Origin of the sequence: Streptomyces kebangsaanensis (assembly GCF_001906585.1) — a bacterium.
Taxonomy (GTDB): Bacteria; Actinomycetota; Actinomycetes; order Streptomycetales; family Streptomycetaceae; genus Streptomyces; species Streptomyces kebangsaanensis.
This window is the reverse complement of record NZ_JUJA01000133.1, coordinates 43,821-54,146: the sequence shown is the minus strand read 5'-3', so window position 1 is coordinate 54,146 and position 10,326 is coordinate 43,821. Positions and strand designations below refer to the sequence as shown.

Annotated in this window: 9 protein-coding genes and 1 pseudogene; 6 read left to right on the top strand and 4 right to left on the bottom strand. The window is 71.4% G+C overall.

Annotated features, from left to right (window positions below):
- The first annotated feature begins 7 nt into the window (after positions 1-7).
- The 4 genes from RH94_RS19150 to RH94_RS19135 all read left to right on the top strand — a co-directional run bounded on the left by RH94_RS19150 (position 8) and on the right by RH94_RS19135 (position 5,541).
- The gene (locus RH94_RS19150; protein ID WP_234425879.1) at positions 8-1,228 is read left to right on the top strand and encodes an RNA-guided endonuclease InsQ/TnpB family protein; all 1,221 of its coding nucleotides are present in this window, start codon (positions 8-10) and stop codon (positions 1,226-1,228) included.
- Between the two features lie 138 nt (positions 1,229-1,366).
- Positions 1,367-2,215 (top strand): 3-hydroxyacyl-CoA dehydrogenase family protein, encoded by an 849-nt coding sequence (locus tag RH94_RS19145; RefSeq protein WP_073948763.1) that lies wholly within the window; start codon positions 1,367-1,369, stop codon positions 2,213-2,215.
- A gap of 146 nt (positions 2,216-2,361) precedes the next feature.
- The gene (locus tag RH94_RS19140; RefSeq protein WP_073948762.1) at positions 2,362-2,685 is read left to right on the top strand and encodes an STAS domain-containing protein; all 324 of its coding nucleotides are present in this window, start codon (positions 2,362-2,364) and stop codon (positions 2,683-2,685) included.
- A gap of 297 nt (positions 2,686-2,982) precedes the next feature.
- The gene (locus RH94_RS19135; RefSeq protein ID WP_073948761.1) at positions 2,983-5,541 is read left to right on the top strand and encodes an ATP-binding protein; all 2,559 of its coding nucleotides are present in this window, start codon (positions 2,983-2,985) and stop codon (positions 5,539-5,541) included.
- A gap of 68 nt (positions 5,542-5,609) precedes the next feature.
- Here RH94_RS19135 and nucS read toward each other — a convergent pair whose 3' ends face one another.
- On the bottom strand, positions 5,610-6,281 hold the full coding sequence (gene nucS, locus RH94_RS19130) for an endonuclease NucS (RefSeq protein WP_073948804.1): 672 nt from the start codon (positions 6,279-6,281) through the stop codon (positions 5,610-5,612).
- Between the two features lie 311 nt (positions 6,282-6,592).
- Here nucS and RH94_RS19125 point away from each other — a divergent pair, with 311 nt between their 5' ends.
- Positions 6,593-6,985, top strand: a complete 393-nt coding sequence (locus RH94_RS19125; RefSeq protein WP_073948760.1) for an SCO5389 family protein — start codon at positions 6,593-6,595, stop codon at positions 6,983-6,985.
- An 84-nt stretch (positions 6,986-7,069) separates the two neighbouring features.
- On the opposite strand, the gene RH94_RS19120 is transcribed toward RH94_RS19125, so the two are convergent.
- The gene (locus tag RH94_RS19120; RefSeq protein WP_073948759.1) at positions 7,070-8,110 is read right to left on the bottom strand and encodes an LLM class flavin-dependent oxidoreductase; all 1,041 of its coding nucleotides are present in this window, start codon (positions 8,108-8,110) and stop codon (positions 7,070-7,072) included.
- Positions 8,111-8,355: 245 nt separating this feature from the next.
- On the opposite strand from RH94_RS19120, the gene RH94_RS19115 reads away from it, so the two are divergent.
- A complete protein-coding gene (locus RH94_RS19115; protein ID WP_073948758.1) occupies positions 8,356-8,697 on the top strand; it encodes an ATP/GTP-binding protein in 342 nt (113 codons plus the stop codon).
- A 4-nt stretch (positions 8,698-8,701) separates the two neighbouring features.
- On the opposite strand, the gene RH94_RS19110 is transcribed toward RH94_RS19115, so the two are convergent.
- The gene (locus RH94_RS19110; protein WP_073948757.1) at positions 8,702-9,565 is read right to left on the bottom strand and encodes an ABC-2 transporter permease; all 864 of its coding nucleotides are present in this window, start codon (positions 9,563-9,565) and stop codon (positions 8,702-8,704) included.
- Positions 9,562-10,326: pseudogene (locus RH94_RS43890) on the bottom strand (ABC transporter ATP-binding protein); the annotation flags it as partial. The pseudogene RH94_RS43890 and the gene RH94_RS19110, both read right to left, overlap by 4 nt.

Here is a 10,326-nt window from a genome sequence, read left to right as displayed (position 1 = left end):
TGCGACGGTGGAGGAGTACGCGGCTGTCTGCCGAGCGGTATGGAATGTAGGACTTGAGCAGCGTCGAGAATACCGACGGCGCGGTGCATTGATCGGCTATGCGCAGCAGACGCGCGAGATGGCGGAGGCGAAGGCAGAGCACCCATGGCTGAGGGCGGCACCGTCTCACACCCTTCAGCAGACTTTGCGGGATCTGGACAGGGCCTGCCGCAGGCATGGCGCCTTCGCCGTGAGGTGGAGGGCCAAGCGGCGTTGGCGCCCCTCGTTCCGGTTCCCGGACCCACGACACCTCTCGGTCGAGCGGACTGGGCGGAAGCGGGCTCGAGCTCACCTGCCGAAGCTGGGATGGGTGGCCTTTCGCTGGTCCCGTCCGCTTGGTGGCACGCTGAGGTCGGCCACGGTGTCCTGTGACGGGAAACACTGGTACATCAGTTTTTTGGTGGAGATCGGTACACCAGCACCTGCGATCTCCTTGGAGCGTGGCCGTGTCGGAGTGGACCGGGGAGTGGCCGTGCTGGCCGCCACGAGTGACGGCCGGTTCTTCGACCGCGGTTTCATCACCAAGGGTGAGGCTGCGCGGTACCGACGGCTTCAACAACAGCACGCTCGTACTCGGAGGGGGTCGAATCGGCGGAAGGCGTGCCAGGCGAAGATGAGGGCCATCATGTGCAGGGTCCGTGACCGACGTCGGGACTTTCACGCGCAGACGGCCTGCCGGATCGTGGACCGTAATGCGCTTGTGGTCCTCGAAGAACTCAACATCAAGGGTATGACCGCCTCTGCGAAAGGGACCATGGTCCGGCCGGGAACCCACGTTCGGCAGAAGGCCGGCTTGAATCGCGCCATCCTCGACAAGGGGTGGCACTCCTTCGAGTTGGCGGTACGTAACCGTGCAAGGCACAGAGGTGTCGAAGTACGCACCGTTGACCCCGCTTACACATCTGTCACGTGTCCCGCATGCGGGTGTGTGCATCCGGACAATCGCAAGAGTCAAGCGAGCTTCGTATGCGCCGCCTGTGGCCACCGCGAACATGCCGACACCGTAGGTGCGAAGAACACACTGGCCCGCGGGCATGCGGGTCACAGGGCGTGGAGACCTCGGCATCAGCCGGTCTGTGAAGCGCCAACCAGCGTGAACCCGCAAGGAATTAGCGCTCCGGCCACTGCGGTCGGAATCCCGTCGGCTCAGCCGCTGGGAGGATCGCCAAGTCCGTCATTCGAGACGTGACGGGTGTCTCACCCCCTGAGACAGTGACACGCATTACTTACGGTCCTCAAGGAGGCGCGTGAGCGCTAGTGTCCGCCCTGGAGTCATTCGTAAGCCGCGAGTAAGCGCTCGCGCCGTCGTTTCCCAGGGGAGTCGTCAGTGGCAGGGAAGCTCGCCGTCATCGGGGCCGGTCTCATGGGGTCCGGCATCGCCCAGGTCTCCGCGCAGGCGGGCTGGGACGTCGTCCTGCGGGACGTCACCGACGAGGCGCTGAGGCGGGGCACCGACGGCATCAAGGCGTCGTACGACAAGTTCGTCGGCAAGGGCAAGCTGGAGGCGCAGGACGCCGACGCCGCCCTCGCCCGGATCACCGCCACCACCGACCTGGACGCGGCCGCCGACGCGGACGTCGTGGTCGAGGCCGTCTTCGAGAAGCTCGAGGTCAAGCACGAGATCTTCCGCACGCTCGACAAGCTCGTGCGCGAGGACACCGTGCTCGCCTCCAACACCTCCGCCATCCCGATCACCAAGATCGCGGCCGTGACGGAGCGTCCCGAGCGGGTCGTCGGCGTGCACTTCTTCTCGCCGGTGCCGATGATGCAGCTCGTCGAACTCGTCCGCGGCTACAAGACGAGCGACCAAACGCTGGCCAGGGCCCGCGAGTTCGCCGAGTCGGTCGGCAAGACCTGCATCGTCGTCAACCGGGACGTGGCCGGCTTCGTGACCACCCGGCTGATCTCCGCCCTCGTCGTGGAGGCGACCAAGCTGTACGAGTCGGGCGTCGCCACCGCCGAGGACATCGACCTCGCCTGCAGGCTGGGCTTCGGGCACGCCATGGGTCCGCTGGCCACCGCCGACCTGACCGGCGTCGACATCCTGCTGCACGCCACCGGCAACATCTACACCGAGACCCAGGACGAGAAGTTCGCCCCGCCGGAGCTGATGCGCCGGATGGTTGACGCCGGTGACATCGGGCGCAAGAGCGGGCAGGGCTTCTACAAGCACTGAAACCGCACCGGGGTCACTGGGATCACCCTTCAGGGTGAATTCGGTATCGGTTCGCTTACAAACAGCAACCGTACTGCCACAGAAGCAGTCAGAGGTTGCACAACCACCGTCAACGGAGTACGCCACCGCATTCACGGGGAGCGCATATGCACATCAGGGGCGACCACGCCGAGCTGGTCGTCGGGGGCCGCCTCGACGTCCACAGCGCGGCGGACGCCCGTACGGTTCTGCACTCGGCCGTCGATCGAGGCGTCGGCGACCTGGTGCTCGACCTGTCCGAGCTCGACTCCTGGGACGCCACCGGACTCGGCGTGATCATGGGTGTCCACCGGCGGGCCGGCCGCTGCGGCCGGCGGCTGGTGCTGCGCGGCGTACCGCCGCAGATGCGGCGCCTGTTGGTGGCCACCCGGCTGCACCGCATCCTCGCCATCGAGGGCGGCATCGGACTCGAGTCCCTGCCGCGGGTCTAGGGCCTCTCGCCCGGATCAGGCGGGTCCGTACCGTACAGGTGTGAACCCGGCCGTGCGGGAGACCCGGACGCAGGTCGGCGAACCGCACGTCGCGCGCAATCCTCATGAGACTGTGACGTCTCGGGCGGCGCCGCACCCCGGGCTGTCGTAGATACTGTGCGAAGGTTTAAGGTTCGGTCGCCCGCTGCCCAGAAACCCTCGAGCGGGACCGGACCAGAAGCGACAGCGCGGTGTGCGGCAAGGCCGGGAGGGGTCGGCCACGGTCGGCACACGACGCTTTTGGGGGGCTTGGAACCTATGGACCCGAACAGCCGGGAACCCGAGGACATGGGCCACGACAGCGACGGCCACGCGCCGCGCCAACGGCCGCCCAGGGAATCCCTCACACCCGACTTCGCACCGCACGCGCCCGCACTGGCCCGTACGGTGCGGCTCGTCACGGGCGACTTCCTGCTCACCGTCAACCCCGTCGACGGCAGCGAGATCGAGTCCTGCCCGCCCGGAGAGCGCCCCGGGCGGCCGCGGAAGTACGGCGAGGACGAGCGCGCCGAGGTCGAAGCCGCGGCCGAACCGCCCGTCCCGCCGGGCCTGATCCCCTCCACGCAGCCGCTCCTGGAGCGCCAGGACGAGCGCGAGCGGCTGGTGCGGCTGCTCGCCCGCGGCCGCTCCGTACGCCTGACCGGGCCGGGCGGCTCCGGCCGCACCAGCCTGATCGACCTCGTCGCCGACGACTGCTCGGACCTCGCCCCCGACGGCGTCGTCCGCCTCACCGGCTTCCGCCGCACCGCGAGCGACCTGCTGCACGACCTCTTCCGCGCCGTCCACAGCGCGCCCGGGTACCGGCCCGACGAGGACGAACTGCGCGCCCGCGTCCGTGAGATCGGCGCGGTCGTGGTCGTGGACGACATCGAGTTCGGCGGCAGCGCGCTGGACGAGCTGCTGGAGGCCACCCCCGAGTGCGCCTTCCTGCTCAGTGCCGTCCCGGACGTGCCCGCGCCGTCCGCCGACTCCGAGGTCGAGGAGGTCGTCCTCGGCGGTCTGGACCGGGCCGGCGGCGTGGAGCTCATCGAGCGCGGCGTCGGCCGGGCGCTCACCGAGGCGGAGGCCAACTGGGCCGGCGACCTCTGGTTCGAGTCCGAGGGCCTGCCCCTGCGCTTCGTCCAGGCCGGGGCCCTGCTGGGCCAGCACGACCGGCTGCGGGCCAGCGCCGGCGCGGTCGACGAGTTCGGCGTCTTCGAGGACGCGCCGCCGGCGGACGCCCCCCTCGACGGGGGCGCCGGCGACGACGTGCCCCTGCCGTCGCTGGGAGAGGCCGCCGCGCCCGCGCCGCTGCTCGCCTCCCGGCTGAGCACGTCCGCGCGGGACACCCTGCGGTTCGCCGTCGCGCTCGGCGGCGAGGTGCCCCACCAGGCGCACCTGCCCGCGCTGGTCGGGGACACCCACGCCGACGCCGCGCTCGGCGAGCTGGCGAGCTGCGGTCTGGTCTCCCCGGTCGGCTCCCGCTACCGGCTCGCCGCCGGGGTGCCGGCCCAGCTGGAGGCCGCCGGCTACGGCGAGGACGCCGAAGCCCGGGCCCTCACCGCCGCCCAGCACTACGCCTGGTGGGCCGGGCACCCCTCGGTCACGCCCGAGAGGGTGTGCGCCGAGGCGGACGCCTTGCTCGCGGCGCTGGCGGTGCTGGTGCCGGAGACCACTCCGGTGGGCGAGGGCGAGGAGAGCCCCGCCGTGCGGCTCGCCCGCACGGCCGCGCCCGCGTTCGCCGCGGGGCTCAACTGGAACGCCTGGGAGCGGGCGCTGCGATTCGGTGCCGAGGCCTCCCGGCTCGCCGGAGACGTGAGCGAACAGGCCTATTTCCACCATGAGTTGGGCATTCTCGCGCTCTGCGGCGGCCGGCTGGACCGGGCCCGCGCCGAGCTGGAGGCCGCCATCGGGCTGCGCGGCGCGCTCGCCGACAAGCGCGGCACCGTCGCCGGGCGCCGCGCCCTCGCCCTGGTCGCCGACCGCTCCGGTACGGCAGCGGGCGACGCGGTCGTGGCGGGCCTCGGGGCGATGGCGGGGGAGGAGGTGCCGGACGCCCGCACCGAGGAGTCGGCGTCTCCGCCGGGCGGGGTCCCCGCGCCCTTCCCGGCGCTCCAGCCGCCCAGCGGCGCCCCCGCCACGGTCCTGGGCCCGGGCGCCCCGGCCAAGCACCGCGCCGGCTTCAAGGGACTGGCCCGGCGCAACCTCGTGGCGGCCGGCGCGGGCGCGCTGCTCGCCGCCGTCCTCGGCACGGTGGTGACGCTCGGCGCCACCTCCCACAACGACGCCAACCCCCCCTCCGAGAGGGGCGACGTCAATCCGTCCGCGGGTCAGAACACGGACGACGGCACCCTGGACGCCGACATCCCGGACCAGAACGGCACCACCGGCATCGGCGGCACCGGCACGGACACCAGCCGCCCGACCAGCCCGGGCCCCGACGGCACGTACGGCACGCCGGACGACCCGGTCCCGCCGTCCGGTGCGGGGCAGCCCTCGACCAGCCCGAGCGCTCCGAGCGAGACGAGCGGCGGTACGTCGCCGAAGCCGTCCTCGTCCAGGTCGACGCCGGCTTCTCCCCGGCCGCCCGCCGAGAAGCCCTCCCCGTCGACGGACACGCCGACGGACGACTCGCCGTCGCCCGGCACGCCGACGGACGATCCGCCGTCGCCCGGCACGCCGACCGATACCACGTCACCGAGCACATCGGACGCGGCCGGCGCTCCGTCTTCCACCACTCCGTCCACGGCCGAGGCCCCGGCCGCCTCCAGCAGCTCCGCGAACGCCCCGGAGAGCGGCGCCGCGAGCTCCCCGGCCGGCCCGGACAGCGTGATCTGAGCCGGGCCGGCAACAGAAGGGGCCGGGTCCGTGCGGACCCGGCCCCTGTGTGTTTCCCGTTCGGACGTTCAGAACAGCCGCAGCTTGTCGTCCTCGATGCCCCGCAGCGCGTCGTAGTCCAGGACCTGGCAGCCGATGCCGCGGTCGGTGGCGAGGACCCGCGCCTGGGGCTTGATCTCCTGGGCGGCGAAGATGCCGCGGACCGGAGCGAGGTGGGGGTCGCGGTTCAGCAGCTCCAGGTAGCGGGTGAGCTGTTCCACGCCGTCGATCTCGCCGCGCCGCTTGATCTCGACGGCGACCGTCTGCCCGTCGGCGTCCCGGCACAGGATGTCGACCGGGCCGATGGCCGTCATGTACTCGCGGCGGATCAGCGTGTAACCCTCCCCGAGGGTCTCGATGCGGTCGGCGAGCAGTTCCTGGAGGTGCGCTTCCACGCCGTCCTTGATCAGCCCCGGATCCACGCCGAGTTCGTGCGAGGAGTCGTGGAGGACCTCCTCCATCGTGATGATGAGCTTCTCGCCCGCCTTGTTGACGACCGTCCAGACGCCCGCCTCCTCGCCCGTGCCCTCCTTCAGCGTGCACGGTGGCGACATCCAGTTCAGCGGCTTGTAGGCGCGGTCGTCCGCGTGGATCGAGACGCTGCCGTCCGCCTTGACCAGGATCAGACGAGGCGCTGACGGCAGATGGGCGGTGAGCCGGCCCGCGTAGTCGACGGAGCATCGGGCAATGACGAGACGCATGGTCGGCAACGCTACTCGACGCACGGCGGTGCGCGCGATTCGCCCGGGTGACGGCTTCCGGCCGCGCGCGGTCACTCACCCGCGCTCCCCGTGGACCGCCCCTTTTCTACCTTGATAACCCGTGTTCACTTGTGGCCGATTGTGTGCCCAACTCGACCGGCCTGTACGTGCGTTTTCCTAGTGAGCCTTCCTTCTTGCGCTTACCGTAGTGGACGGGAGGTCGCGGTCCGTGTACTCACCGTGTTCGGCGTCGCGCACCCCCATATCTGTCCGGCAACCCCTGTTGTCCCGGGGGTGCGAGAGGAGAACCCATGTCGCTCGACGTCTCACCGGCCCTACTCGGACAGGCCGAGCGAGGCGAGGTCGACGAAGCTGCCTTCGTCGACTGCGTCCGGACCTCCCTGCCCTACGCATGGGAGATGATCAGCTCCCTGGTGGCCCAGCTGAAGGTGGACGGCGGTCAGTTCGCCGACAACCAGACGCCCCCGCCGGACGAGCAGGCACGAGGTCAGCTGCTGCGTGCGCTCGCGAGTGACGCCATACGCGGTGCGCTGCAGCGGCACTTCGGTGTGCGGCTGGCCTTCCAGAACTGCCACCGGGTGGCGGTGTTCCCGCTGGACGCCTCGGTCGACGAGACGCTCGCCCGGTTCACCTCGGTGCGCAGCCAGCTGCTCAACCAGTCCCCGGAGCTGCGGGACTGCTGACGCCGTGAGTCGCTTGCTTGCCGCTCCGCCCGCGGGAGGTGCATGGAGTGCAGGGGCGGCAAGCCACCCGCGAGCCGCTCCTGCTCAACAGAGGTGGGGCAGTACCTCGGTGCCCAGCCGTCGTACGTTCTCCTCCGTCGCCGCCAGGTCGCCCGAGCCCTCCACGAGCAGGGCGAAGCGGGAGACGCCGGTCCGCTCGGAGGTCGCCGCGAGCCGGTCGGCGCACAGCCGCGGAGTGCCCACCGGATGCAGGCCGCAGAGCAGTTCGGTGTACTCCAGCGGATCGCGCATCCGGCGGGTCCGGCCGTCCACGGTGACATGGGCGTCCAGGCCCTGTTTCAGCCATCCCGGCATCGTCTTCAGCAGCGCCTCCACCGCGTCCGTGCGCCGGTCCGCGATCTGGCAGACGCCCGCCGAGACATGGGCGGCGTCCCGGATCTCCTCGCCCGGCCGGCCCGCCGTCCGCGCGCACCGCTGCCACAGGGCGACCATCTCGGCCTTCTCCTCGTCCCCGACGTGCATCCCCAGAAGCATCGGCAGCCCGCGCTCGGCGGCCAGCCGGATGCTCGCCGGGGAGGTGCAGGCGACGACGACCTCGGGGCCCTCCGCCTCCGTCGGGGTCTCCGTCAGCGCCTCCGACGGGCGCGGTACGACGGGGACCTCACGGAAGGTGAATCGTTCCCCCGAGGCCGTCACCGAGGGCTCGCGCAGCCAGCGCAGCAGCAGGTCCAGCGACTCCGGGAACCCCTTCTCGTACGCCTCCAGACCCGTGCCGAACACCTCCAGGTCCACCCACGGGCCGCCGCGCCCCACCCCCAGCGAGAACCGCCCGCCGCTCGTCACGTGCAGCAGCGCGGCCTGCTCACCGAGCGCGACCGGGTGGACGGTGGGGAGCACGCTGACCGCCGTACCCACCCGCAGGCGGCGGGTGCGGCCGAGCAGCAGCGCGGCCAGGGTGATCGCCGACGGGCACGTCCCGTACGGCACGAAGTGGTGCTCGGCCAGCCAGACCGCGTCCAGTCCGGCCTCCTCGGCGACCTCGGCGGAGCGGACCGCCCGGTGCAGCGCCTCCCCCTGGCCCTGCCCCGGGAACTGGGCCGCCAGCACGAAACTTCCTACACGCATTGCTCTTTCCTGCTTCCTCGGCCCCGACACGGAGCTCCCCCACCGGGCATAACCGCGCGACACGTGCCGAAGTCACGGCCTGGCGAAGAGATTTGCGGATTGTCTGCGAAATGGGGTGCGAGGCGGTCACAACGGGTAGCGGCAGAGGGGGACTTGTGGAGGTCGGTCCTCCTGCGCCTTCCCGCGGCGGTGGCGCGTACGCTGGAGACGGTCCGTGTTTTCCGTACATTTCCGTGAGGTGTTCCGTGTCCCCGCGTCGCAACCGGCCCAAGGACGGAAGGGGCGCCGCCTCGTCCGGACGGAGCGCCGAGGACGATTCCGCGGGCCGCTACGGCGGCTGGCAGTCCACCGAGAGCTGGCGGGGCGAGGAGTGGAGCGTGCGCCATGTCGCGGGCGCGAGCGCCCAGGGCAAGACGTACCGCTGTCCGGGGTGCGACCAGATGATCTCCTCCGGCGTCCCGCACGTGGTGGCCTGGCCGCAGTACGCGGGCGTGGACGACCGCCGGCACTGGCACAAGGCGTGCTGGAACGCGAAGGACCGCCGCACCACGCGGGTGCAGCGGTCCCGTAACGCGCCGCGGTTCTAGACGGTCAGACGTCCCGCTTCTGCAGCAGCGCGCAGGCGCCGGCGAACGCGACGGCCGTCACGCCCAGGATGATCCACAGCGGGTCCCAGCCGGACGGGCCGGAGTCGCCGAGGGGGCCGGAGGGGTCGGAGTAGAAGACGCTCAGCTGGCTGGGTATCGAGTAGTTGAACAGGACCTCCCGCAGCTTCTCCAGCGACCGCGCGTACATGAACGCCGCGATGACCAGCGGGCCGAGCACCACACCGATCATGATGGTGATGGCACCCGCCGAGTGCCGCAGGACCGTGCCCATCACCAGCGAGAGCAGACCGAGCAGGGCCATGTAGAGGCTGACGCCGACCGTGCCCTTGAACCACTCCTCGCCGGTCGGCTGCCGGGCGCCGCTGCCGTCGAGCAGGGCCGTGTGCGCCAGGGCGACGATCCCGGCGGAGAGCAGGGTGACCGTGAACGCGACGAGGAAGAACACCGCGGCCTTCGCCGCGAGCACCCGCGTACGGCTCGGGCACGCCGTCATCGTGGTGCGGACCATGCCGGTGCCGTACTCCGAGGCCGTGGTCAGCACGCCGAGCGTGATGAGGCAGACGCTGCCGATCAGCAGCCCGAAGAAGCCCGGCACCAGCGGGCTCTCGTTGCCCTGGTACTCCGACGGCGAGCGGGCGATGAGCAGTCCGAGCAGCAGCCCGAACCCGAGCACGATCAGCACGTACACACCGAGCGTCCACATCGTGGACCGCACCGACCTGATCTTCGTCCACTCCGACGCGAGGGCGTGCCCGAAGTGCGTACGCACGACGGGGATCGGCGAGGTGTAACCGTCCTTCCAGGCGGGCGGCACGGCCTGCGGCATCGGAGTCTGCGGCGTACTCATCGGGGGTCCTCGGGCTTGGCGGAGTCGGCGGCGGGGGCGGCCTGCGGCACGGACGGAGCGGCCGCCGGGCCCTGCGGCGCGGTGCCGGGCCGGGTGGGTGCCTGCGGAGCCCGGGGCGTGTCCTGTGCGTACGGGTTCGGGACGTCCGCGCCCGGAGCGCCGTAGGGGCCCGGGGCGGACGGTCTGCCGCCGTCCTGGGGTGGCGGTGGGGCGTACCAGCCGGGCTGGCCCTGGCCGGGGACCGGCACGGGCGGCAGGGCGCCGGGCGGCAGGGGCTGCATCAGACCGGCCTTCTGGTCGGTGGTCGAGCGGTAGTCGACGGCCGCCTGGGTCATCCGCATGTACGCCTCCTCCAGCGAGGCCTGGTGCGGGGAGAGCTCCCACAGGCGTACGTCCGCCTCGTGCGCGAGGTCGCTGATGCGGGACAGCGCCAGCCCCGTCACCCGCAGCGCGCCGTCCTGCTCGGGCAGCACGTGCCCGCCCGCCTCCGTCAGCGCGGACGTCAGCTTCTCCCGCTGCTGCGGCTCGGTGTCGGGCGTACGGACCCGGGCGAAGTCCGCGGAGTTCGCGGCGATGAACTCCTTCACGCCCATGTCGGCGAGCAGCCGCCCGCGCCCGATGACGATCAGGTGGTCGGCGGTGAGCGCCATCTCGCTCATGAGGTGACTGGAGACGAACACGGTCCGCCCCTCCGCCGCCAGCGACTTCATCAGATTGCGCACCCAGAGGATGCCCTCGGGGTCGAGACCGTTCACCGGCTC

What these genes read in the sequence shown, in the direction of transcription:
- RH94_RS19110 (WP_073948757.1), bottom strand. Translation starts at nt 9,565, where the DNA reads ATGAGTACGCCGCAGACTCCGATGCCGCAGGCCGTGCCGCCCGCCTGG.
- RH94_RS19140 (WP_073948762.1), top strand. Translation starts at nt 2,362, where the DNA reads ATGCACATCAGGGGCGACCACGCCGAGCTGGTCGTCGGGGGCCGCCTC.
- nucS (WP_073948804.1), bottom strand. Translation starts at nt 6,281, where the DNA reads ATGCGTCTCGTCATTGCCCGATGCTCCGTCGACTACGCGGGCCGGCTC.
- RH94_RS19120 (WP_073948759.1), bottom strand. Translation starts at nt 8,110, where the DNA reads ATGCGTGTAGGAAGTTTCGTGCTGGCGGCCCAGTTCCCGGGGCAGGGC.
- RH94_RS19135 (WP_073948761.1), top strand. Translation starts at nt 2,983, where the DNA reads ATGGACCCGAACAGCCGGGAACCCGAGGACATGGGCCACGACAGCGAC.
- RH94_RS19125 (WP_073948760.1), top strand. Translation starts at nt 6,593, where the DNA reads ATGTCGCTCGACGTCTCACCGGCCCTACTCGGACAGGCCGAGCGAGGC.